This window comes from Mycobacterium vicinigordonae (assembly GCF_013466425.1).
In the GTDB taxonomy this organism is placed as follows: Bacteria; Actinomycetota; Actinomycetes; order Mycobacteriales; family Mycobacteriaceae; genus Mycobacterium; species Mycobacterium vicinigordonae.
The window spans coordinates 1,818,784-1,842,058 of sequence record NZ_CP059165.1; the positions used below are offsets into that span (position 1 = coordinate 1,818,784).

The 23,275-nt window shown below is 62.9% G+C and carries 22 protein-coding genes and 1 pseudogene; 7 read left to right on the plus strand and 16 right to left on the minus strand.

Annotated features, from left to right (window positions below):
- Positions 1-34 precede the first annotated feature (34 nt).
- The 4 genes from H0P51_RS08205 to H0P51_RS08220 all read right to left on the minus strand — a co-directional run bounded on the left by H0P51_RS08205 (position 35) and on the right by H0P51_RS08220 (position 4,144).
- The gene (locus H0P51_RS08205) at positions 35-1,228 is read right to left on the minus strand and encodes an amidohydrolase family protein (RefSeq protein WP_180917454.1); all 1,194 of its coding nucleotides are present in this window, start codon (positions 1,226-1,228) and stop codon (positions 35-37) included.
- Between the two features lie 88 nt (positions 1,229-1,316).
- On the minus strand, positions 1,317-1,952 hold the full coding sequence (locus H0P51_RS08210; protein ID WP_180917455.1) for a cysteine hydrolase family protein: 636 nt from the start codon (positions 1,950-1,952) through the stop codon (positions 1,317-1,319).
- 184 nt (positions 1,953-2,136) lie between these two features.
- Entirely contained in the window at positions 2,137-3,039 is a 903-nt protein-coding gene (locus H0P51_RS08215; protein WP_180917456.1) for a TIGR03619 family F420-dependent LLM class oxidoreductase, read from the minus strand.
- 10 nt (positions 3,040-3,049) lie between these two features.
- Complete coding sequence (locus H0P51_RS08220; RefSeq protein ID WP_180917457.1) at positions 3,050-4,144, minus strand: acyl-CoA dehydrogenase family protein; 1,095 nt, start codon at positions 4,142-4,144, stop codon at positions 3,050-3,052.
- 172 nt (positions 4,145-4,316) lie between these two features.
- Between H0P51_RS08220 and H0P51_RS08225 the strand changes: the two genes are divergently transcribed.
- From H0P51_RS08225 to H0P51_RS08240, 4 genes are read left to right on the plus strand one after another with little or no spacing between them, the layout of a single operon-like run.
- A complete protein-coding gene (locus H0P51_RS08225; RefSeq protein ID WP_180917458.1) occupies positions 4,317-5,513 on the plus strand; it encodes an amidohydrolase family protein in 1,197 nt (398 codons plus the stop codon).
- Between the two features lie 7 nt (positions 5,514-5,520).
- Positions 5,521-6,489, plus strand: a complete 969-nt coding sequence (locus H0P51_RS08230) for an acyl-CoA dehydrogenase family protein (RefSeq protein WP_180918823.1) — start codon at positions 5,521-5,523, stop codon at positions 6,487-6,489.
- The gene (locus H0P51_RS08235) at positions 6,486-7,685 is read left to right on the plus strand and encodes an acyl-CoA dehydrogenase family protein (RefSeq protein ID WP_180917459.1); all 1,200 of its coding nucleotides are present in this window, start codon (positions 6,486-6,488) and stop codon (positions 7,683-7,685) included. Before H0P51_RS08230 ends, H0P51_RS08235 begins: the two co-directional genes overlap by 4 nt.
- The gene (locus H0P51_RS08240; protein WP_180917460.1) at positions 7,682-9,244 is read left to right on the plus strand and encodes a class I adenylate-forming enzyme family protein; all 1,563 of its coding nucleotides are present in this window, start codon (positions 7,682-7,684) and stop codon (positions 9,242-9,244) included. Before H0P51_RS08235 ends, H0P51_RS08240 begins: the two co-directional genes overlap by 4 nt.
- Positions 9,245-9,441: 197 nt before the next feature.
- Here the strand turns inward: H0P51_RS08240 and H0P51_RS08245 are convergent, their stop codons facing one another.
- From H0P51_RS08245 to H0P51_RS08280, 8 genes are all read right to left on the minus strand, one after another.
- Entirely contained in the window at positions 9,442-9,804 is a 363-nt protein-coding gene (locus H0P51_RS08245) for a hypothetical protein (RefSeq protein ID WP_180917461.1), read from the minus strand.
- A 95-nt stretch (positions 9,805-9,899) separates the two neighbouring features.
- Positions 9,900-10,559, minus strand: coding sequence for a hypothetical protein (locus H0P51_RS08250; RefSeq protein WP_180917462.1), 660 nt, complete (start codon positions 10,557-10,559; stop codon positions 9,900-9,902).
- Between the two features lie 523 nt (positions 10,560-11,082).
- Positions 11,083-12,546: a class I adenylate-forming enzyme family protein gene (locus H0P51_RS08255; protein ID WP_180917463.1), complete on the minus strand. Its 1,464-nt coding sequence runs from the start codon at positions 12,544-12,546 to the stop codon at positions 11,083-11,085.
- Positions 12,543-13,343, minus strand: a complete 801-nt coding sequence (locus tag H0P51_RS08260; protein ID WP_180917464.1) for an enoyl-CoA hydratase/isomerase family protein — start codon at positions 13,341-13,343, stop codon at positions 12,543-12,545. The genes H0P51_RS08255 and H0P51_RS08260 overlap by 4 nt, the downstream gene beginning before the upstream one ends.
- Positions 13,340-14,152, minus strand: a complete 813-nt coding sequence (locus H0P51_RS08265; RefSeq protein WP_180917465.1) for an enoyl-CoA hydratase/isomerase family protein — start codon at positions 14,150-14,152, stop codon at positions 13,340-13,342. Before H0P51_RS08265 ends, H0P51_RS08260 begins: the two co-directional genes overlap by 4 nt.
- Entirely contained in the window at positions 14,149-15,396 is a 1,248-nt protein-coding gene (locus tag H0P51_RS08270; RefSeq protein ID WP_180917466.1) for an acyl-CoA dehydrogenase family protein, read from the minus strand. Before H0P51_RS08270 ends, H0P51_RS08265 begins: the two co-directional genes overlap by 4 nt.
- 8 nt (positions 15,397-15,404) lie before the next feature.
- Entirely contained in the window at positions 15,405-16,211 is an 807-nt protein-coding gene (locus tag H0P51_RS08275; RefSeq protein ID WP_180917467.1) for an enoyl-CoA hydratase/isomerase family protein, read from the minus strand.
- Positions 16,208-17,458 (minus strand): hotdog family protein, encoded by a 1,251-nt coding sequence (locus tag H0P51_RS08280; RefSeq protein WP_180917468.1) that lies wholly within the window; start codon positions 17,456-17,458, stop codon positions 16,208-16,210. The genes H0P51_RS08275 and H0P51_RS08280 overlap by 4 nt, the downstream gene beginning before the upstream one ends.
- Before the next feature lie 52 nt (positions 17,459-17,510).
- On the opposite strand from H0P51_RS08280, the gene H0P51_RS08285 reads away from it, so the two are divergent.
- A complete protein-coding gene (locus tag H0P51_RS08285) occupies positions 17,511-18,338 on the plus strand; it encodes an enoyl-CoA hydratase/isomerase family protein (RefSeq protein ID WP_180917469.1) in 828 nt (275 codons plus the stop codon).
- 2 nt (positions 18,339-18,340) lie between these two features.
- On the opposite strand, the gene H0P51_RS08290 is transcribed toward H0P51_RS08285, so the two are convergent.
- On the minus strand, positions 18,341-19,207 hold the full coding sequence (locus tag H0P51_RS08290; protein WP_180917470.1) for an SDR family NAD(P)-dependent oxidoreductase: 867 nt from the start codon (positions 19,205-19,207) through the stop codon (positions 18,341-18,343).
- A gap of 107 nt (positions 19,208-19,314) precedes the next feature.
- Between H0P51_RS08290 and H0P51_RS08295 the strand changes: the two genes are divergently transcribed.
- Positions 19,315-20,862: a class I adenylate-forming enzyme family protein gene (locus H0P51_RS08295; protein ID WP_180918824.1), complete on the plus strand. Its 1,548-nt coding sequence runs from the start codon at positions 19,315-19,317 to the stop codon at positions 20,860-20,862.
- On the opposite strand, the gene H0P51_RS29200 is transcribed toward H0P51_RS08295, so the two are convergent.
- From H0P51_RS29200 to H0P51_RS08305, 3 genes and pseudogenes are all read right to left on the minus strand, one after another.
- Positions 20,825-21,031, minus strand: coding sequence for a Zn-ribbon domain-containing OB-fold protein (locus H0P51_RS29200; protein ID WP_246398754.1), 207 nt, complete (start codon positions 21,029-21,031; stop codon positions 20,825-20,827). The two genes, H0P51_RS08295 and H0P51_RS29200, sit on opposite strands and share 38 nt — an antisense overlap.
- 96 nt (positions 21,032-21,127) lie before the next feature.
- Positions 21,128-21,241, minus strand: a pseudogene (locus H0P51_RS29205) (Zn-ribbon domain-containing OB-fold protein); the annotation flags it as partial.
- Entirely contained in the window at positions 21,241-22,386 is a 1,146-nt protein-coding gene (locus H0P51_RS08305; protein WP_180917472.1) for an acetyl-CoA acetyltransferase, read from the minus strand. The gene H0P51_RS08305 and the pseudogene H0P51_RS29205, both read right to left, overlap by 1 nt.
- Positions 22,387-22,426: 40 nt before the next feature.
- Between H0P51_RS08305 and H0P51_RS08310 the strand changes: the two genes are divergently transcribed.
- Positions 22,427-23,239, plus strand: a complete 813-nt coding sequence (locus H0P51_RS08310) for an HpcH/HpaI aldolase family protein (RefSeq protein ID WP_180917473.1) — start codon at positions 22,427-22,429, stop codon at positions 23,237-23,239.
- Positions 23,240-23,275: the final 36 nt, after the last annotated feature.

Sequence of the window (23,275 nt, forward strand, 5' to 3'; positions counted from 1 at the left end):
ATTGACCGTCAGCCACGGGATGTAGGCGCCTGGGTCACGCCGGGACCTTGAGGCGCAGCTGCTCAATCGCGTTGCCGCCCATGATCTTTACCTTCGCGGCTTCCGAGACGCCGTCGAGCCGATCGATGAAGCTCAACGGGTCGCCCATGCCTTCCGGGTGTGGGAAATCTGAGCCGAACATCACGTGGTCCTCGCCCATGATATCGATGATTCCCTTGACGTCGTCTTCGAGGAACGGGTGGATGTAGATGTTGCGCTTGAACACCTCGACAGGGTGTTCGTCAAATTCCTTGGGCATAATCTTGTAGGCAGTGTTGAGCTGCTCGAGCAGGTTGCGCACCCAGCCGCTGCCGTTTTCGACGCAGAAGATCTTTAAATCCGGAAATCGTGACAGCGCGCCGTGGCAGATCATCGCGGCCAGGGTGTCCTCGATCGCGCGATGGCCCATCACGACCTCGCGGAGTGCGCTGGGCTTGAAGGACAGGTACTCGTCGCCGCCCTCCCATTCCATGAGGTGCTTCTGGTAACCGCTGTCCGAGGCGTGCATGGTAACTGGCATGCCCGCCTTGACGACCTCTTCCCAGAACGGGTCGAACTCGGGCAGCCCCATTGACCGCGAACCACCGAAGCGGCTGGGAACTGGTGCAGGTCTCACGAGAAATGTCTTCATGCCACGCTCGAGTCCCCAGTGGAACTCCCTGATGGCTTCGTCTACTAACGGTAGGCAGATGACCGGGGTCGCGAAGATCCTGTCGTGATAGTTGAACTTCCAGTGCTCGTGCATCCACTCGTTGAGTGCGTGGATGATGGCGTGGGTGAGGACGACGTCGTCGGTGGTGCGTTCCTCGATGAGGCTGGCGAGGGTCGGGTACATCACGCATTGGTCGATGCCTAGCTCGTCCATCAGCTCGAGACGGGGTGCTGGCTCCTGATATGCCGGGATGACATCCATTGCCTCACCGATGAACTCGCGGAAGTTGAGGCCTTCGGGATTTTTGCCGAGGAAGTAGTCCTCGGCGCTGCCCGGTCTGGCGACACGCGCGAACGTCGGGTTGGGGATCATGTGGCTGATGTGGTCCTTGACGACGAGTTTGGGTCGGCCATTAACCTCGACATAGCCGACCTTTCCGCGGTGCTGCTTCGGCAAGTACTTGGTCAATGCGTCTTTCGTTTCGTACATGTGGTTGTCGATATCGAAAACCGGGTACGGCAAGGACCGGGAAGGCACGGGACTTTCCTCCTGAGCAGCGAATATGATCATTTACGCTTTCTGAGAACGAAGTTATCACCTTCGCGGTACAACATCTAGGTCGGGGTCACGGTGCGCGAAGCTCGTTCCAGGCACCAACCACTGCATCCGTGGTTGTCAGGGTAGTGAGTAGTGCCAGCGTGTTGTCGATTATGGACTCGGCGTACTCCCGCGGATACCCGCTCACCGCGTCGCGCGGCAACACGAACTGATAGCTGCGATTCACCGCGTCCATCACGAAGTTCTGAATTGCGATGTTGACCGAAACGCCAACCCCGACAATTGTTTTGATGCCCATGTTGCGCAGCACCGAGTCAAGGTCCGTGCCCGTCATCGGCCCCACGCCATGTGTCCTGGTAAGCACCAGGTCGCTAGGTACCGGACCGAATTCGGGCAGAACCGATGCACCGGGGCTGCCGGGAGTCAGGTCGGCGGCGAATGATTTCCCCGCCATGAACAGCCGGGCATTGGTGTTAGACCCACGGTTGTCGGGGCGCTTCTCCATGAGGCAGTGGACGACGGCCACGCCGGATGACCTAGCGGCATCGAGCAGTCGGGCGATGTTGGGAATGGCTTCTCGGCGCGCCTCTTCGGCCAGGAATGGCAGGCCGGCCTGGTGTCCAATCACGCCGCCTTGGCACTCCTGGGTCACCAAGGCGGTGGTCGCGGGATCGAGCAGGTCATGCAGGCTGGGTTGTGGCATGAGAATACACGTTATCGTGTGCTGCTAAGAGTGTTCGATTCAGTGGACGTCTCGATGCAAACGTGGCCATACCTGCATTGCGAACGCGGCGTCAGCTGACTCGTGTCCGGCCCCGCGTGAGCAGTCTAAGTGCGCAGCGGAGGCTCAGGACGAAGTAAAGGTCGCCCGATAGCCGTCCGAGGCGTCAGGCGACGATGAATTCCTTGGCGAAGGCGCGGGAATGTTCGATTACTTCGGCGCGGTCGGCGCCCGGCGGCACAAACGTGAGCCAAGTGACCCCCGCGGCCCCGAGTCTCGCAATCGTCGCATGACGTTCGTCGGCCGATTTGTTGTCATCTAATAGGTTTCCGGCGGAGAAGCAGATGTCCAGCGGCGCCGTCCGGCCGATCTCTGCCGCATATTGCTTGGCCCAGTCGATGGCGACCTCCAACTCGTCGACCGTCGAAATCTCCGCGGTCCGCGACGCCGCGGCATATCCGAACGTGTTGAATGGAGCCCAACCCTGCGCACGAGATACCGCCCGCCGGATAGCAGGCTTGCTATTGCCACCCACCCAGACCTTTAGTGGGGTCGTAGGCAGCGGGCGGAACCGAACACCGCGCCCAGCGAACGACGTTCCTTCGTAGGCGATGTCAGCGCCGGTCAACACCTTCTCCAAAACATCCAATGCCTCGTCGAGCAACGCGCCACGACTGTCGAAATCGATTCCTAGTGCCTTGAATTCGGGCTTCAGATAGCCAGCGGCGGTGCCCAGGATGAGGCGCCCGTTGGAAAGGGTGGCGAGACTTTGAATCGACTTGGCGCCCAGAAACGGGTTGCGGTAGGCGGCAATGTAGACATTGGTGAGTAGCTTGACTTCTGTGGTTGCGGCAGCGGCGAACGCCAGCGCAACGAACGGGTCTAGGGCGTGGTGCCCCCCGTGGTCGAGCCATTTCGCGTCGGGCGCCGGATGGTCGGTGACGTGGACCGCGGCGAACCCGCTTGCCTCGGCCGTTTTCGCGATCTCGGCGATAGCTTCCGCGGTTACGAATTCCTCGACCGCCTCGACGCGGTGCGTGGGCAGTTCGAGGGAGAAGGAAACGGTCACGGAAGTCCTTTCAGGGGAAGACGAGTGTGGCCAGGCGCTGGGCGTGGTAGTCGGGATCGCCAAAGATCAGTTGGGTTGCCTTGGCGCGCCGGACGAACAAGTGCGCATCGTGTTCCCAGGTGAAGCCGATGCCACCGTGGATGCGCATGTTGTCGAGCGCGATCTGTAAGAAGGCATCTGAGCAGACCATTTTCGCTACTGATGCGGCGGTCGACAGTTCATCTGTGCCGGCCACGTCGGCCGCGTGCGAGGCGGCCGAACGTGATCCTTCCAAATGGACCAGCATGTCCGCACACCGGTGTTTGATCGCTTGGAAGCTGCCGATCGGCCGGCCGAACTGGATTCGAGCCTTCGCGTAGTCGACGGCCATGTCGAGGCAGCGCTGGGCGGCGCCAACCTGCTCGGCCGCCAGCGCGATGATGGCGTGATCCGATGTTCGTGCCAAGAAGCTCGCGGCGCCGCCGTCCATGCCGATCAATGTGGCCGCAGCGCCGTCGAACTCCACGCTGGCGACTTTCCGCGTGCGGTCGAGCACGGCCAGCGGTGTGCGACGGACTCCCGGTGAGCCGGCCGGTACCGCGAGCAGTGAAATGCCGGCAGCGGTGCGGGCGGCGGCCAGGATGACGTCCGCCGTGGCGCCATCGATCACGAGCGGCGCTACACCGAAGACCCGGTGCGCGGACCCGTCAGGGTCGGCCCGCAATGTGACCGTTGCGGGATTCCAAGCGTCGAGCTGCCCGTTGAGGATCAGCGTTGCGGTGGTAGAGCCGTCGACGAACCCCGGAAGGAACCGCTCGGCGGCTGTTTCGTCGCCGCTGGCGAGGATGGCCCGCGTCGCCAGCGCCACGGTGGCGAAGAATGGGGAACACAGCAGCGCGCGTCCCATTTCCTCGAACACCACCGCCAATTCGGGCAACCCCGCGCCCGCACCGCCCCACCGCTCGGGCACGCCAATGCCATGCAGACCCAACTCGGTGGCCATCTGGCGCCAGGACGAATCGTCGTACCCGGCGTCCGTCATCATCAGCTTGCGAACTATCTCGCTCGGCGAAGTCGCCGCAAGGTAGTCGCGAACGACCCCACGGAGTTCGTCGACCTCAGTCATCAGTCCGCCGAACACGTTGTCCGTCAGTGGCTTTGATGGAGATGGACCTTCCGCTATGCGTCTGAGGCCACCCCGGGCATGACGTCTTCGGGCGGCCCGGATAGCCACCGTTAATACAGGATAGTATGTTTCTTGAAAGTAGAGAATAATCATTCTCGCCTGAAGGAGCGACGTGGTGACGAAACTCGACTACGGCATCTTTGACTGCGACACCCACTGCTACGAGACGCGGGACGCATTCACCCGTTATCTGCCGGAGAAGTTTCGGGACCGGGCCATCACCACGGTGCGCGGGGCCGACGGTGTCGAGGTGATTCTCGCGGGACACCGCGTCGCCACTTTCAATAGCGAAGGTGGGCTGGGGCTGGACGTGGCTTACCGGCCGGGTTCGCTCAAGGAGATGCTCAGGCAAATGGGATCGGGCAACCCCGAGGAGTCCTACGAGCCGCAACCCATGCAAGCGGAATTCATCGAGCGCGCCGCGCGCCTGGCCGTCATGGCGGGCCAGAACGTCGAACGCATGGTCATCTATCCCAGTGGCATGGCTCTGGCAGCCGAACACTATGTCGACGACACGGCGGCGCTCTATGCCAATTTGCGCTCGTTCAATCGCTGGTTTGACGAGGAGTGGGGTTTCAACCATAACGACAAGATTTTTGCAACAGCACTGCTGTCGTTGCGCGACTTGGATTCTGCAGTCACGGAGACGGAGGCGATCATCGCTCAAGGGGCAAAGTTTGTGCTGCTGCCAACCGGTCCCGCATACGGTCGCTCACCCGGCGACCCGTACTTCGACCCTGTCTACGCGCGTTTGCAAGAGGCGGGTTGCATCCTGGTGTTCCATATCATGCCGTTTTGGTACTTCGACGCCATTTCGCCTGCCTGGGGACAAAACGCCGACCCTGCCTCCTGGCACATGTCGGCGTGGCAGTGGATGAATGTCTACGGGCAGCGGCCGATTGAGGAGACGTTGTCCGCGCTCATCTTCGACAACCTCTTCGGTCGCTTCCCGGGTCTGAACGTTCTTGTCGCCGAGCACGGGGCGGAATGGGTGCCGTTCTTCACCAGACACATGGACAAGAGTCGGGGGATGGGCCGCAACGGTCCTTGGATCGGCGGGAAGCTGACAGAGCGGCCGTCGACGATCTTCCGCCGCCACGTCCGTGTGGTGCCGTACCCGGAGGATGACATTCCGGCGATCGTCGCGAGTATGGGTTACGACGACTGCCTGGTGATGGGTTCGGACTACCCGCACGCCGAAGGCATGGCCGAGCCGGCGGACTTTGTGAAGCTGCTGGATCCCTTGGATGACGCGAGTAAGCGGCGGATCATGCGTGACAACGCCGAACAGCTGCTTTTCCGGAGCTGATGGCGGGATGGCCGGCGAGAACTCACCTGATGTCGACCTCGATCTGCTCAGGGTGTCGGCCCGGGAGTTTCTTGCTGAACGGGAGGAGACGGGCTCCGTCGAGGATCTCGCGGCGATGGATTGGACTGGGCTGCTCGTTGACGAGGATCTGGGTGGTGCCGGATGGCGTCCGGTCGAGACATGTGTCCTGGCCGAGGAGCTCGGGCGAGCGCGGGACGCGTCGGCGTGGTTGGGAACCACGGTGGCCGCGGCCGCCCTTGCCTCGGCCCGTGACGACGTCCGGAAAGACTGGCTAGCCGATCTGCTTGCCGGCACAGCGACAGCGGGTCTCGCGGTGGAATCCGACTGTGCCCGGGTGATCCTCGGCGATTCAGTCGACATCGTTGTCCTTCTAGGTTGCAGCGGGATTCAGTTGTTCCGCGACCTGGACTCGGCGCGGCCCTATCCGGACGGCGACCTGCTGGACGTCACAAGACCGGTGTGGCGCGTTGATCTGGCGAGCATCTCGGGTGTCTCGATCGGCTCGTCCGACCGCGCGGAAAAGCTGCTAGCCGTGGCTCGGCTGCTGGTTTCTGCCGACTCCGTCGGCGCCGTATCCATGACCCTGGAACGGCTCACGGCCTACCTCAGAAAGCGGGTGGCTTTCGGGGTGCCTATCGCAAGTTTCCAGGCAATCCAGCACCGGCTGGTCGATCTGTTGGTTTTCGAGGTGAAAGCGCGCGCCGTGATCATGAGGGCGGCTCGCGCAATCGTCGCCGGCGACAAAAGGGCTACTGCACTTACAGCCGCGGCGCACGCGTTCGTAGCAGCGAAAGCCACGGCAGCAGTGGACGAGTGCATGCAACTGTCCGGCGGTATCGGATTCACCTGGGAGTATCCGCTGCACTACGAACTGCGTCGGGTCTATACCAACGCCCAGCTGTTGGGAACCGCGCGATCAAGTCGAGGGTTGCTGGCGGAGGTGTCGGGTTGGTGAACGCCGTCCGACTTCGGCCCGCGCGGGGGCAGCTGACCGACTTCAGAAACCGGGTTCGGGCGCACATCGCGGAACACGCACCGCCGCTGGAAGCGCGCGAAGGGCACCGCGCGCCGGAGACCACTGAACAGGAAGTCTTGCTGCGCAAGTGGTTTGCCAGCCTGTACGACGCCGGCCTGGTCGGGGCGGACTGGCCAGTCGAGTACGGCGGCCGCAGCGACCACCATCCACTGCACGACCGGATCGTTAGCGAGGAGATCCTGCGCGCCCGAGCACCGCGGCCCGTCGACCAAGTCAACCTGGCCGCACACGTCTTGTTACACTTCGGTTCCGAGCAACAAAAGCAAGCGCTGCTGCCACCGATCCGTCGAAGCGAGCACATCTGGTGCCAACTGCTCAGCGAACCCGACGCTGGTAGCGATATTGCGGGGGTGCGCAGCCGTGGGACCCAACAAGAGGGCGGTGCCTGGGTTATCGACGGGCAGAAGACTTGGATTACCGACGCGCACTGGGCTGACATGGGGCTTGCTCTGATCCGCACCGACCCGGCGTCATCGCGCCATGACGGCCTATCGGTATTCGTCATCCCGCTTTCGGCGGACGGTGTCGAGATCCGGCCCATTCGGACTATTGGCGATGCGGTTGAGGTCAACGAGGTCTTCCTGGACGCTGTCACGCTGTCTCCGGAGAGTCTGGTCGGGGAAGCGGGCCAGGGCTGGTCGATCATCATGGCCGGGCTCGACTTCGAGCGATTCGGCATAGGTGCCAATGTGATATTGCTGGAATTGCTGCTCGAGGATTTGGTGACCCTGGCCCGCGCCGGCCGGATCGACGGAACGGTTGCCGTCGACCACGACGATGTCCGCCAGAGCGTTGCGGAGCTGGCTGTGGAAGTTGAAGTGGCCAAGGCATTTATCGACGATCACGTGGAGCGGATGATTTCCGGTGCCGATCAGATCGGCGATGGGTCGATTGCCAAGCTGAGTTTTTCCGAGACTTACCATAGAGTTTCGGCATACGGCACCGACTTGGCTGCTGCCGTCATCATCGGCAGCGAGGATTCCGCGGTGCGGGAGGCCAAAGAACGATTGCGTGAAAGTTGGCTGTGGTCGCGCGCCTACACCATATCGGGTGGCAGCTCGGAGATGATGCGCAACATTCTCGCCAAGCGACGGCTGCGCCTGCCGAGCCGATGACAGCACCGCACCCCCCTCGGACCTACTGGTCTCTCGTAGAGTCCGCAGCCCAAACACGCCCCGACTCGGTAGTACTCAGCGACGACTACGGGCGGAACCTGACTTGCGCGCAACTGCGTCAGTCCGCGCTTACTTGCGCGGCAGCACTGGCTGAGCGGGGAATCGGCGCCGGCTCCACGGTCTCCTGGCAACTGCCGACCAGGCTGGAGACGATGGTCGTCATGGTGGCGCTGACGCGCTTGGGCGCGGTGCAAAACCCGGTGTTGCCGATCTGGAGAGAGAGTGAACTGCGCTTTGTTACAGCACAACTCGCGACCGAATTCCTGATCGTGCCGGGTATGTGGCGCAACTTCGACCACTCGGCGCTTGCGCACCGGCTCGCGAATCAGCGGCCGATGTCGGTCATTGTGATCGACCACTCCACTCCGATTGCCGACGAACTTCAACTGCCGGCTGGCGATCCTGTGAGGCTGCCGGCACCACCGAGCGCCGGCGAGGACCCGCGCTGGATTTACTACTCGTCAGGCACCACGGCCGCGCCGAAAGGAGCGCGACACTGCGACCGTTCGGTGATTGCAGGCTCGGCCGGTGTCGTCGGGATCGTGGGTGCGTCGAGCAACGACGTCAACCCGATCGCGTTTCCTGTCTCGCACATCGGGGGGGCCGCGATGCTCGCCGCGGCCCTACTCACTGGCATGAGGCTGGTGCTGTTCGACACCTTCGATCCCGCTGAGACCCCCTTCGCCATCGCCGCACACCGTCCCACGCTGTTGGGTAGTGCCACTCCATTCTTCGTCGCCTTCCTGGCGGCACAGCGCAAACATGGTCAGCAACCCCTCTACCCTGATCTGCGGGGCTGCGTCGGAGGTGGTGCGCCCATCACCGCCGAGCTCGGGCGACAACTGCGCGAGACATTTTCGGTCAACGGCGCTGCCAATTCCTGGGGCTTGACCGAGTTTCCGGTAGCGACATCCCAGACGCCTGAAGCTTCTCCCGAACTTGCCGACCGAACCGTCGGACCACCGGTGACAGGGGTGTCTGTCCGAGTCGTCGACGAGGCGGGACGCGAGGTGGGTGTCGGTGTGGAGGGGGAGCTTCGGCTCAAGGGACCGCAGTGCTTCCTCGGCTATGTCGATGCGTCGCTGGATGCCGACGCCTTCGACGTGGATGGCTGGTTTCGCACCGGTGACTGCGGGCTGGTCGAGTCCAATGGGCACGTGATCGTCACCGGACGCATCAAGGACGCCATCATCCGAAATGCGGAGAACATCTCCGCACTGGAGATCGAGGGTGTGTTGGCCACCCACCCCGCCGTCGCTGATGTCGCGGTCATCGGCGTGCCGGATCCCCTTACCGGGGAACGTGTTTGTGCCGTCGTGGTTGCGCGTCCGGCCGCGGCAGTGACATTGCCGTCGGTGCTCGAACACTGTCAAGCTCAAGGGCTGAGTAAACACAAGATTCCGGAGCGACTCGAAGTCGTGGATGCGCTGCCGCGCAACCTCACTGGCAAGGTCCTCAAGACTGAACTACGAGCCCGGTTTGGGACAGTGAACACCTAACGCAATTAACGCATTGTGCGAATCACTATTCGCAGGCCAACAGTTACTGTAATCGCTGACCTACGCAAGATTGACGTGCAACCGGTGGCGTCGAGCCCATTCGCCGGTTCACTCGGGTGCCGAGGCCGTAACGTCACGCAAGCGGTCAATCATTGTCAATGGCACGCTATTGGCATCGTTTCTACGACAGGAGCGGGCTAGGAATGCGGGGCGGGAATTGCTTTGGCCTGCCGCGCGATTCGCGCATCGTGGATCTTGACCAGTTGGCGAAAGCCGATTCGGTCGTAGCGCGGATGAGGCTGGATTCCCCAGTCGTCTCGTGCGGTGTGCTGTCCTGCCGCCTCGGGAGCACCGCCAAACGGCGGGCCGCCGATCGGGTAGGGCTGCCTGCACTCAAGGGTGTCGTTAGAGTACCGGACTTTGAGGAGCTCGCTGCAGATCTCGGTTAGGGACAGCGTGGGCCATCCATACCACACGGCAATTGCCGGTACCGTGAGGGAACCCTCGATAACTAGACCGAAGAGGCAGATGAACAGTCCTCGCTTGAGCCACTTGTGCATTCGCGCCCAGGCTGGGGCAGTGCCAAGAGGCAGTGACTCGGTTGTTTCGCCGGCATCAACCGTTGACTCGGACACGGTGATCCTTCCTGGGTCTGCTAGTCGGAAAAGATTTCGCGGTTGACGGTGTGCAAGTACGGGATCGACAAGAAAGGTGTGATGTAGAAGACGTTGTAGGCCCACCAGGCGATTACCGGGAGTCCCACCGCCGCATACCGGACGTCGGCATACAACGTCATGTTGAAGATGTAGCCGGTCCACACCACTACGCCGAACCAGCAAGTGACGATCATCCACTGGTGCCCCCAGCGTTTCATTTGCAGGAAGCCGATTGCTGCGGCCATGCGCATGGGAAACGCGATCAGCACGCAAACGAGCACCCAAGCCTTCTCGCCTGGAGCGGATGCACCGCCGATCCAGAGTTCGTTGTAGTGCCAGAAATATCCGGCGTCCATTAGGTTGCCCCACGCTGTGAATACGGTGCGCGTTATCAGCGCGTGGTTCGCGAACAGGTCGAGCGCCCAGCCAATGCTGTTCAGGGCGGCGTCCAAGATGATGACATAGCCGATCAGCGTGACCATCAGCGGTCGGACTGACAAGCCCGCGCGTTGCGCGTTGCGCAACAGATACAAGCCGCGCAGGAACAAGGGTAGTCCAATGGCCCCCAGCACTAGAGTGCCCATCAGACCTGTCCCAGCGATTAGCCAGCGATCGGCTTTCCACTGCGCCATCCGGCTCTGATCTTCGTGTTCGTCCAAACGCGATGCCGCGGAGGATGATTTACCGCTCCGGCGGTTCGTCGCGACGGAGGGCAGTCGCATCGGCCTACCAATCCCTGGTCAGCAGCATCGAGAGTTGGATGAGAAACATCGTCAGCAGCAGGCCGTATATCCAGACCTGGAACACGATGAGCGCGCGTCTACGCCGGCGGTCCTGTTCGTCCATGACACGGTGTCCTCAATTTCTCGATATCGGTAGGGCCTCGGAGTGCGGCAGTCGTTATGTGATTCGCGCAGAACGACTGTGGGTGAAGTGCGCGAGCTTGGACGGCGCGCGCCAACCGCAGGCGTGCCATGGGAGGCTCTTGTGCGAGCTGTCCCGATGGGGGTATCGCGCATTCCTCATTCAGAAGGTTCCGATGTTCGACAGCATCCAGTAGAAAAATGCGACCAAACCGCACATCACACCCCAGGTCACGGCCAGCCGAATCAATTCCTGCAGCACGTCGGCACGATAACACTAATTATCGGAAAATGAGAACTATGATTATCGCGATGGCGATCAAGCATCCGCCAAAGCGGCCAGTTCGCGTTTAACCACCTTGCCGACGTCGTTGCGCGGCAACTGCTCAACGAACACCACACGGACAGGCACGCGATAGGGTGTCAGGCGCTCGCGGCACCACGCGATCAATCCGTCCTCGGATGGCCCGCTGTCGGTGCACGCTACAAAGGCCCATGGGACTTCGCCCAGGCGTTCGTCGGGAATGCCGACAACCGCCGCCTCGCGGACGCCGTCGGCGCTGAGCAGGACGTCTTCGACCGTTCCCGGGAAGACCTTGAGCCCGCCGCGGTTGATCATGTCCGACACCCGGCCGTCGAGCCACAGGAAGCCGTCGTCGTCGAACCATCCGAGGTCGCCAGTATGAAACCAGCCGTCATCGGTTAGCCGGTCTAGAAAGGCCGGATCGACCTTGCGTGCGGCGGTAGTCGGCGTGCGAACGACCACCTCGTCGTCGGCGATGGCGACGTCGATGCCGGGGAGGGGACGTCCGACTGATCCGAGTTTGGCTTCACCCCATTCCCGGGCATCGGCGGCTGACCAGCCCACCACCTCGCCGCCGAGTTCGGTCTGACCATAGGAGTTCAGCACAATTACCCCAAACTTTTCCCGGAAGCGGAATGCGTGAACGGGAGACAGGGGAGCGGTGATCGACCGCACGATCTTAAGCGGAGTCAGGTCCGTGACCGCGTCGTCGTGCAGGACCATGGTTAGCGCCGCGGGCGGCAGCACGGTGGAGCGCAGTTGGTGCCGGTCGACCAGTGCGGCGAAGTCGGTCGGGGAAAAGTGATCCATCAGCACGACACCTGAGCCCGCCCGGAACGCGAACAGGACCTGGTAGATGCCTGCCCACAAGGACAGTGACAGCGGCACCAAATTCGGCATCGGCAATCGTTTCGGTCTGTCGCTGGCGGGATTCGAGCCGCGAAGCTTGTCCAGCAACCGGTCGATCAGATCAAGCACCGTGGTGTGCCGAAGCGGCACTGGCTTGGGTGGGCCGGTGGTACCGGACGTGAACTGCAGCAGCGCGACATCCTCGTCGTAGGCGGCGTCGTAACGCCGCGCGTCGGGGTCGTGTGCCGCCAAAGTAGCCGTTGTCCACCGCAGACTGTCGCCGGTTATCACCGGCAGGCCGAACGACGAGAACCGTTCTGCAAGTGCGGGAGTAGTGACAATAGCTACCGGTTGTAGAATCCCGATCTGGCTCACGAGTTCGGCATCGGCGGCCCTGGGATTCAGGGGTGTGTACACGCCGGCAGCGCGCCAGGTACCGAACAGCCCGGCGACAGTCGTTGCGTCGTTGGGCAGCATTGCCGCGACGACTTGTCCGGTCGCGACTCCACTCTCGGCGAGCAGCATGCCCAGTTGGTTAGCACTGGCCACAAGTTCGTCGCGCGACACCTCAGCGCATAGCATGTGTACCGCAATGTCGGGCAGGCCATGCAGCAGACCCGCGAGGCTCACGGTTTGGGCTCCAGCGGGGCCCAGTTCGGAGTCCGCTTGTCGGCGAAGGCAAGCGGGCCCTCGTTCTGATCCGGATGGCCCCACATCGACGTCAGGTGCTTGGCGCCTTCGCGGCACGCATCGGTCAGGCCATATTCGAGTGCGCCCCACAGCGCTCGCTTGGTAGCGCGCATCGCCGCAGGAGAGTTCCTGGCGATCTTCTCGGCGAGCTGCTGAGCGACCTCGCGCAGTTTCTCGGGTGGGTCGACAACTTGGCTGATCATGCCGAGTTCGTATGCCCGCTGGGCGCTGAGCCGCTCATGACTGCCCACCAGTGCCATTCGCATTACCGCCTCGGCAGGCATCTTGCGCATAAGCGCGATCGTCTCCAGAGCGCTGACCTGACCGATCGACACGTGCGGATCGACAAAGCTGGCATCCGACGATGCGATGACGACATCAGCGTCGGCCACCCAGTGCAATCCGCCGCCAGCGCAGACCCCGTTTACCGCGGTGATGACGGGCTTGTCCACGTCGCAGTGCCACGCGGTCAGCTTCAGGTCCAGCGTGCGCATCGTCTCCTGGAATTGCAGTACGGTCTCGCCATCGAGTTCCGCCACATCCGCGCCTACCTGAAAGGCCCGTCCGTTCCCCGTGTGCACAATCACCCGCACGTCGGGGTCAGCGTTCAATTCCGACCAGGCTCTGGGAAATTCGTCGCGCATAATGACGTCGTAGGCATTCAGGTGGTCCGGTCGGTCATTGATGATCCACCCGACCGGTCCGCGCCGCTCGACGAGCAGCCGCTGATACGTCACGAAACCTCCACTGAAATTGGCGGTTGCCATTGCGGCGTGCGCTTCTGGCGCCATGCGCGCGCGCCCTCGCTGTGATCGGGGTGATTGCGCAGTCGCCATATTTCCTCGGCGGCATCGTTGCGCGCCTGTGTCAATCCGACTTCCAGTGAATGCCACAGCGCCTGCTTGGTGGCGCGCATCGCGGTCGGTGAGTTCGCTGCTATCGCGCCCGCAAGCCGGTCGGCTGCTGCGCGCAGCTGGTCGGCCGGAACCACCTGAGACAGAATTCCCAACTCATACGCGCGACGCGCCGATATCCTTTCGCCCTTGCCGCTCAATGCCATTCGGGTAATGGCTTCCATGGGTGACTTGCGCAGTAGGGTGATTGCCTCGTATGCGACGGCTTGGCCTACCGACACATGCGGGTCGACGAACGACGCCTCTTCGGCCGCGATCACGATGTCGGCGTCGGCTACCAGGTGCAATCCACCGCCCGCGCAAACCCCGTTTACCGCCGCGATCACCGGCTTCCCTACCTCGCAATGCCACGACGAAATCTTCAACTCCGCGTCCCGGGTCCGCCGAGAATGCCGGCGCATCGCCTCCTTGTCGCGTGCCACTTGCACCACATCCATTCCGGTGCAGAACGCCCTCCCATTGGCGGTATTGACGATCACGCGAACGCTTGGATCGGTGTCGAGATCGGCCCAGGCGGATTCGAGTTCGTCGAGCATCAACGAGTCAAACGCGTTGCCCGCGTCCGGCCGGTTCAGAATGAGCCAGCCGATGCCGTTGGACTTTTCTACTGCCAGGCGTTGATAGCTGCTCACGAGCGTGGAATGTCCTTCCAGGGCTTGCCTTTCCACGGGTCGGGTTCCTTGGGTAAGCCGAGCACACGCTCGCCAAGAATGTTTTTGTTGATGTCGGTGGTGCCGCCCTCGGTGCCGTTGGCGAGGCTGCGCATCATGCCCTGCACATCGCGGGGCATGGCGTCCGGGTCGTCGGCCGCGGGCCAGGCGATCGCGTCCGTTCCGAGCAGATCCACCATGAGGTCCTGGATTTGTTGGTTCAGCGTGGCCTGGTGGACCTTGCCGATCGACGATGCGGCTCCCGGAGACTGGCCGGCTGACAGCGCCGCGCGCACACGGGCGTTCGTCCAGCCGCGAATCTGCTCTTGCGCCCACAGGCGCATCACCTTGTTGCGGACTACGGGGTCGGCCCACTTCCCGGTTTCTCGCGCCAGTGAGATCAGCCGGCCGGCGCCCGAGCCGCCAAGCCGTGCCATGCCCCCCGACCCGGACCCCGATACCATCTGCCGCTCACTGGACAGAGTCGACGCGCTGACGCGCCATCCGTTATTGACGTCCCCCACGCGGTGGGCATCGGGGACCCGCGCGCAGTCGAGGAACACCTCGTTGAACTCTGCCTCACCGGTGATCTGACGCAGTGGCCGCACCTCGACTCCGGGTTGATGCATGTCAAGCAGGAAATAGGTAATGCCCTTGTGTTTGGGCGCGGCAGGATCGGTACGCGCCAGCAGGATCGCGAAGTCTGCCTCATCGGCCCAGGTGGTCCAGACCTTCTGCCCTGAAATCACCCACGAATCGCCGTCCCGCACCGCACGAGTGGCCAGCGATGCAAGATCCGAGCCCGCGCCGGGTTCGCTGAATAACTGACACCACTTCTCCTCGTTGCGCACGATCGGCGGCAGAAAGCGCAGTCGCTGTTCCTCGGTGCCGTGGCTGAACAGTGCCGCGGCAGCGTTGTTCAGCCCCAACGGATTCAGCCGGGATAGCCGCAACGGACTCAGTACCGCATCAATTGCGCGGGCGACTTCGTTACCGACGCCGAGCCCGCCGTAGTCTCGTGCCCACGTCGGTGCAACTAGACCCGACGCAGCAAAAGCCGGATACCACCGTCGATAATCAGCAGGACTGCGCACCGCCCGCAATTCGCTGGGGCTCTGCGCAGCGGCTGTTCGCCAGGAGATAGGAACCACTGCCTCGACCCAGCGCTCGACAGCTTCGACGGCCTCGCTGGCGCTAGAGGATTCGGAAATGGGCAGCGCTGTCATGGTCTTTCTCAACGTCCCTGGAATTTTGCGTCACGCTTGTCACGAAATGCTGCCAGACCTTCTTTGAAATCATCACTGCGGCTGGATAGTTCGAGTGCTAGTGCTTCGTTTTGCAGGTGCCGGTCAAGATCCAGTCCGTTGCCGGTCTGCAACAACCACTTGGTGAGCCCCAGCGATACCGTGGGTGCTTCGCTGAGCCGCGTGATGAGTTGCCCTGCGACCGAAGTCAAGTCCTCGGACGCACAGCAGCCGTGGATGATGCCCCAATCAGCGGCGGTGGCTCCGGTTATCTCGTCTCCGAGCAACAGCAGCTGTCTGGCACGGACCAATCCGATGAGTCGCGGCAGTAACCAGGTAGCTCCGCTGTCCGGCGTGAAGCCACGGGCCATGAAGGGTTCCCAGAACCGGGTGTCGTCGGCGGCGACGCAGAAGTCCGATGCGATGGCGATGTGGAAGCCCAGGCCCGCCGCCCAGCCTCGGACCACGGCAACGATCGGCAACTGCGTTTCGAGCATCAACGGGATGAGTCGGTTGGCTTTGTTCGGTAGCCGACGCTGTGTGCTGCCTACCCTCGGCTTGCGTTCCGAGCGGGTGTTATTGGCGATCAAGTCGGATCCGGCGCAGAAGTCCGGTCCTTCGGCGTCGATAGCGATGACTCGCACCGACTCGTCGGTGCCCGAAGCCACCAGATGAGCGATCATCGCGTCAAGCACTACGTCGTTGATCGCGTTCCGACGGTCCGCACGATCCAACGTCAGGCGCAGCACGGGTCCCCGCTGTTCAGCCCGAAGCCCGGGTACGCCGTCGTAGCTCATGGCCCGGTGAACTGTTCCGATACGGCGGTGAGTAGATCGGTGAGATTGCTCGCCCCACCTGGCGGGTCGGGTAGCCGCACGGGACCCCGTTGGCGGCTGGGCAGCAGAATCGTGGCGTGCCCGGGCGCCGTGATCTCGCCGCGGTGGTTGGTCGCCGACAGTTCCAAGTCGACTGCGGGTCGGTCCGCTTCGGCGAAGTACTTACGCACGACCTTTCCGGAGATGGTGTGCAAGTCGCCAACATAGTTGAACAGTCGGAACTCGCAGTCGAGCTTCCATAACCAGCCGTCGTCACCCATCCAGTCCGTGCACAGGTGGATGAGCCACGTTTCGCGCATGCGGCCGTAGTCGAAGGTGGTCGGGTTTCCTGCGTTGCGGGCCGCGGCCGGTTCCCAGTGCACGCGTTGCTGCACATCCGGGACGCCCTGTTCATTGGGTGTGTAGAAACGGGGAATGCGCTGCCTGTTGCGCCACGCCAGCCGCAGAGGCCGTACGCCGTACATCCCGGTCCCCATGCCGACGTGCCAACAGACGATGTCGGTAACGGTCAATGGACCTTTGGTCAACGGGCCAACGTCGTCGCCCTCGCCGACGTCCTCCCACCAGCGCGGCTCAGCGCCGCGCGGCGCCTCCTGGGCGTATCTCTGGTCGATTTCTGCGATCTCATCTGGCGTCCATGACTTGGCCTCGACCGTCTCATATTTCTTGCGACCGCGCGCCTTGCTGCGCTCGGTGCGGATCATGTTCCGGTACTGGCCGCCCAGGATGACGCCTTCGTCGTCACGAAACACCTGAGCGGACCATTCGTGGATCGCGCGGCCGGCGAACTCGCTGCTCTTGTCCAGTGCCGCTACCAAGGCGTTGCGCCGAAAGACTCGATGGTTGGCACGCAGTGGCGCCCACCACTCGCGCGCCGACGAGGCGTAGAAGGCATGGACGCCGCGCAACGGGTCGCCCTTGGTCAGCGCGCGATCATCGTCGGAGAGCGTGGTCACCTCGTCCTCGCCGATCAATGTATCTCCGCCAACGAGAGCGGGCGGTGCGATCGCCTCTCCCCATACGGATTTGGATGCGTACTCGGGGTCGGCCCACAGCGGGTTGGCGTCGCCGTAGCTTTCGGCTACGTGGCGAAAGCAGTCTTCGTTCGGGCGAAAGTAGTGCGGCGGTTGAGTATGCGGGACAGCGATCCCGATAGTGGCGCGGAGGCGGGCCAGTCCTTCGTCGGTAATCTGGCCGGTCTCGGACATGGAAATTAAGATACCCGAAAAGCGGAAACGACGTTAACGCAGGGATGAGCAGATGACCGAAGAGGCACCCGGCATTGTTGTGACTGTCGGTAATGACGGAATTCAGCGGATCACGATTGACCGCCCTCGCGTAGGAAACTCGTTGTCCCCCTTGGCGCGTGACATGCTCATCGCCGCCTTCACCCAGGCCAACGATGACCCCGCAGTGCGTGCCGTGCTGTTGGGGGCGACGGGCGATCGACACTTCTGTGCGGGAGCTGGGCTTGCACCGCCGCAGTCGCCCACCGACGCACCGCCGAAACCCCGAACCGGCAAACGGCCCGGTGACATCGCTCGCATGCTGCAGCAGGGCTGGCAGCGCTTGGTTGCATCGATACTGGATTGCGACAAACCGGTAGTCGCCTCGGTCAAAGGCACTGCTGCTGGCGCTGGCGCCAGCCTGGTGCTCGCGTGCGATCTGGTCGTCATGTCCGCGGACGCAAGGCTTGTCCAGGCATTTGTGCATCGCGGGATCCTGCCGGATTCCGGTGCAATTCATCTCCTGACGCGCATGGTCGGGCTACGTAGAGCCACCGAACTGCTGATGCTCGGCGAACCTGTCGATGCTGCGACGTGTGAGCGCCTCGGACTCGTCAACCGGGTGGTTGCGCCGGGGGACGCTGATGACACTGCGGAAGAGATCGCCGGACGCCTTGCGGCCGGCCCGACCGTAATGTTGGCGTTGACCAAACGGTTGTTGTCGGTGTCGTCGGAGTCCGGGCGCGATCGCGCGTTCGAGCAGGAGGCGTGGGCGCAGGAGGTGGTGTCACGAACCGCTGATATGCAGGAGGGTTTGCGGTCGTTTGCCGAACGGCGCACGCCGAGGTTCCAGGGGTTTTAGGCTCATGCCTGCGGTGGGCCGCCGCGGATGATGAAGGCCGAGCTGTCGTCGATTCGGTCGATGGAGGTGGCCACCGTTTCTGCGGTTAGAGCGGCATCCTCGATGCCCTTGGTGACGCCGATGAATACTCGCGAGACTTTCCCACCGCCAACCGAGTAGATATGCGCGGTGCGGTTGCAGCTGCGGTGGGACAGGTAGATCACTACCGGGGTGACCAGTTCGGGGTCCATCGCTTTGCCGGCTTCGCCCATGATGCCTTCGGTCATCCGCGTTCGGGCGATGGGTGCGATGGCGTTGACCGCGATACCGTTACGCTGCCCCTCGATCGCCAGTACATGCATCATCCCAACCATGCCCATCTTCGCCGCGCCGTAGTTCGCCTGGCCAAAATTGCCGAAAAGCCCAGTCCCAGAAGTTGTCTGGACTATGCGCCCGTAGTTCTGTTCCCGCATAAGCGGCCACACCGCGCGGGTGACATTGAAGGTGCCAGCGAGGTGGACCGTGATTACCGCGTCAACCTGCTCTGCCGTCATGTTCTTGAATGCGGCATCGCGCAGGATCCCCGCATTGTTGACCAGGATGTCCACTCGCCCGAAGGCGTCCATTGCGGCGGCAACGATTGACGCGCCGCCCGCGTCGGTGGCGACCGAGTCGCCGTTGGCGATCGCGATACCGCCGGCGGCGACGATCTCGTCGACCACGCTTTGTGCCGCAGATTTCGAGGTGCCGCTGCCGTCTAGCGCGCTGCCTAGGTCGTTGACCACTACGCGGGCACCGCGGCGTGCGAGCTCCAGCGCGTGGCAGCGGCCGAGCCCGCGTCCCGCGCCTGTGACGATGGCTACCTGATCTTCGAAAGTCATTGGACTCATGGGTGAGAGGTTACATTTACTAATGAAGAGAACGGACGTTTGCATCGGAGGAACCCATGGGTGGCCCCACTGGCGTGCTGGGACATGCGCCACAGCGGACCAAGGCGTTGCGACACCGGTATCGTTCCGCAGGCTTCTGGTCGGCGGAACCGGTCGATGTCGTGCGTTCGGCGGCTGCGCGTCACCCCGACCGCGTTGCATTGCTGGACAGGCGCGGCGAGATCACCTACGTCGTCTTGGATGAAAGCGTTGACGCAGCGTGCCGCGCGATGATCGCCGCCGGCGTCACGGTGTCGACGCCGGTGGTAGTGGTGGTGGGCAACGACGTGGACTCGGTGGTAGCCGTTCATGCCGCCTTGCGCGTCGGTGCGGTGGTCCTACTAGTGCCGCGCAGTGCGGGCGCGACCCAGGTCGGCGACATCCTGTCGCGCACCGCAGCGGCCCATGGGATGGCGCCCAACTGGCCTGCTGTATCGGGGCCTGGACTCTCGAGCCGATGCATATGGATCAATCCACGCCATTCTGGCGATGGCGGTGCCGTCGAAGGATCCCAGCGACCCGCCGATGAGCCCTGCCTCGTGCTCTACACCTCCGGGACCACGTCCAAACCCAAAGGCGTCGTTCATTCCCAGAGCACGTTGATCAAGTCCTCGTCCAACTACATCGCCGCGGCGGGCCTAAGCGAGAGGGACCGCATCTTTCTCATCAGCCCGTTGGCCTCGGTCACCGGTGTGCTTCAGGCGGTCTTCATCGCTCCTATGCTTTCTGCGCCGGTGGTCCTCGAAGATCGCTGGGACCCGGCGGCGACGTGCGATCTGCTGGTCTCATCCCGAGCCACCTGGTATGGCGGCCCGGACCGCCTACTGGATCGGATTCTCGACGAAGCGGTGGCACGGCGTATGCAAATCCCGCTGCACGCAGTGTATCTCGGTGGGACCATGTTGGACCGGCACATCCTCAGGCGTATCGAGAACGAGTTCGGCGTCATCGTCATGCGCGCCTATGGGTCTTCAGAGGTGCCGGTGAGCACTTCGGCGCTACGTCACGAGGCCGCAGATGTGCGTCATGCCGATGACGGAGTTCCGCTCGACGACGTCGAAGTGCGGGTCGGTTCTGCGGGTGAGCCGACCGAGTGCTGCATTCGCGGGCCGCACGCATTTCTGGGCTACAGCGACCAATCCGACGACATCGCTGCCTTCGACGGAGACTGGATCCGCACCGGCGACATGGCCGACTTGACGGGTGGTCGGGTACGGATCATCGGCCGCATCAAAGAGATCGTGATTCGCAACGGTATGAAGATTGCGGTAGCCGAAGTGGAGGAGGCCATCGCACGAATCGACGGAGTTCGTGAATGCGCGGCCTATCCCGCCGCTGACGCGACGACGGGGGAGCGGCTTGCGATCGCCGTGGTCCTCGAAAAGGGCGTCGAGATGTCGCTTTCTGATGTGGCTGATGCGTTGGTGTTGTCGGGTCTGCCGAAATACAAGCTGCCCGAGGAGTTGGTTATCTGGAAGGAACCGCTGCCGGTCAATGCCAACGGCAAGGTCGAGCGCAACAAACTGGACGCGCGGTCCGTTGGAAAGCCGCGTGTGCTGGCCGATCGGCTGGTCGCCGCTAGCCTTGATCGGCAGGCCGAAAGACCGGCACAATGAAACCGTCTTCCTCGCCACGAAATACGATCTCCAGCTCCAGATCGGCGTCCAGTTCGTCGACCGAGCAGTCCTCGAGAACCGTCATCAGGCGCGGGCCTTCGGCCAGATCGACCATCGCCAGTACGTAAGGTGTTTGCGCGTCGAACGGTGCAGCGTTCTGGTGGACCACGCTCCACGTGTACAGACGTGCGCGTCCCGAGGCTGGGGTTAGCCCGACGTCTTCGCTCCAACAGTATGGGCAAAACGGCCGGACATACAATGAATTTTGCCCACATGAGCCGCAGGCATTGACCAACAGACGGCCGTCTTGCACTGCCGCCCACCAGGATTCACTGTCGGTGTCGCAGTTGGGGCGGTGCTGGCCTGTCGGGATCTCCATCACTGCCTGCCCAGGATCAGCGTTGCGCTATGGGTGAAGAAGCCGCCCATCGCGTGAACGCACGCCAGCCGAGCCTTGTCGACCTGTCGCGGCCCGCACTCGCCGCGGAGCTGTCGGACCGCCTCGACCATAAGGAACATGCCGCGCATGCCCGGGTGGCAGCTGGCCAGCCCGCCTCCATCGGTATTTGTGGGTAACGCGCCGCCCGGACGCAACACCCCCGATGCGATAAACGGCCCGCCCTCACCCTTGCCGCAGAATCCCAGATCCTCGACCGTCAGTAGCACTGTCGAGGTAAACGAATCATAGAGTTGACAGACGTCGATATCGGCCGGGCGCACTCCCGCGTCCGCGAAGGCGGCCGGACCGGACCGGGCCGCCGGTGAAGTGGTGAAATCCTTCCACTCACTCATGCTGACGTGCGATGTCGCGTCGGCGGACCCGAGCAACCAAATTGGTTCCTTGGCGCAATCCCGGGAAACTCGTTCGCTGGCCAGGACGATCGCGCCGCCACCATCGGTACGCAAGCAGACATGTCTGGAGGTGAACGGGTCGGCCAGCATCGGCGCCGCGGCCACGTCCTCAACCGTGATCCGGTCACGATCAAAAGCGTTCTGGTTCATCGCTGCCCACTCATGAGCAGCTACGGCGACCTCGGCAAGCTGCTCGACTGTGGTGCCGTACTCGAGCATGTGCCGCCGGGCGACCATCGCATACTTGGCGATCAAAGTTGGGCCAAACGGAACCTCGTACTGGAGAACGCCGCCCGTTCCCATCGCGACCGCGGAAGGGCGGACCCGGCGCTTGACGTCGGAGCGGGCGGTCGATCCATACGTCAGCAGAGCGACATCGAGCTCTCCCGCGCTAATGGCCGTCGCGGCGTGCCGTGCCATGACCTCCCACGACGACCCGCCGACGTTGGTCGCGTCCACCCATTTCGGACGCAGGCCCAGATACTCGCTGACCTCGACCGGCGGCAGCAGCGCGCCATGCCCGCCGAATCCCTCGATGTCGGCCTTGGTCAGACCCGCATCGGCAACCGCACGGCGTGCGGCCTGTCCCATCAATGCCATCGCAGTTTTATCCGGCACCCGTCCGCAATCCGAGACCGCCGCACCCACGATGGCGACCTGTTTTGATGGCATAAGTAATGGTTATCACATCGAAAACGTCGTTAGCGAATAGATGGAACGCTGGTTCTCATTCGGCTACCGTGGGCATGTGCAGGGATCTCTTCGGGACGCACTCAGAGGTGAGGGCCTGGTGCTGTGCCTGGCCTTGCTCAACTCGCGGACACCTGATGTCCCGGCTCTAGCGGCGGCATGTGGCTACGACGCCGTCTACGTTGACCTCGAACACACCTCGACATCGCTGGAAACGGCGGCAATGTTGTGCGCGAGCGCCATCGGCGCGGGTATCGCCGGGCTGGTGCGGGTGCCGTCGCACGATCCCAGCGTGATTGCCCGGGTTTTGGACAACGGTGCCGTAGGAATCATTGTCCCCCATGTTGATTCAAAGGACGAGGCGCAGGCGGTAGTGGATGCGGCTCGGTTTCCACCCATCGGGCATCGGTCGATTTCCGGGCCGAACATGGTGAGCGGTTATCACCCCAGACCGGCGACCGAGCTGACCGAGGTGCTAGAGCGACGCACCATTGTCACGGTAATGATCGAAACACCCCAAGCAGTCGAGGCGTGCGACTCCATCGCGGCGGTGGACGGCATCGACATGATTCTCCTCGGGCCGAGCGATCTGACCGCAGAGATGGGCATCCACGGACAGTATGAGAATCAGCATTTCCACCGTGCAGTAGAATCTGTCGCAGCGGCTTGTCGTGAGCACGGCGTGGCGCTGGGCGTGGCGGGGATCAAATCCCTTGACCTGCTGAATCGCTTCGTAGGCTTAGGTCTGCGATTCATCTCGGCGGGTACCGACGTCGGCATGATGACGGAGGCGGCCACGGCTCGTGCGCGGGCCTTGCGTGCGCTCGAGACATAGTGCTCGAGGCATCAACAGGGCCGCGCAACGACAACA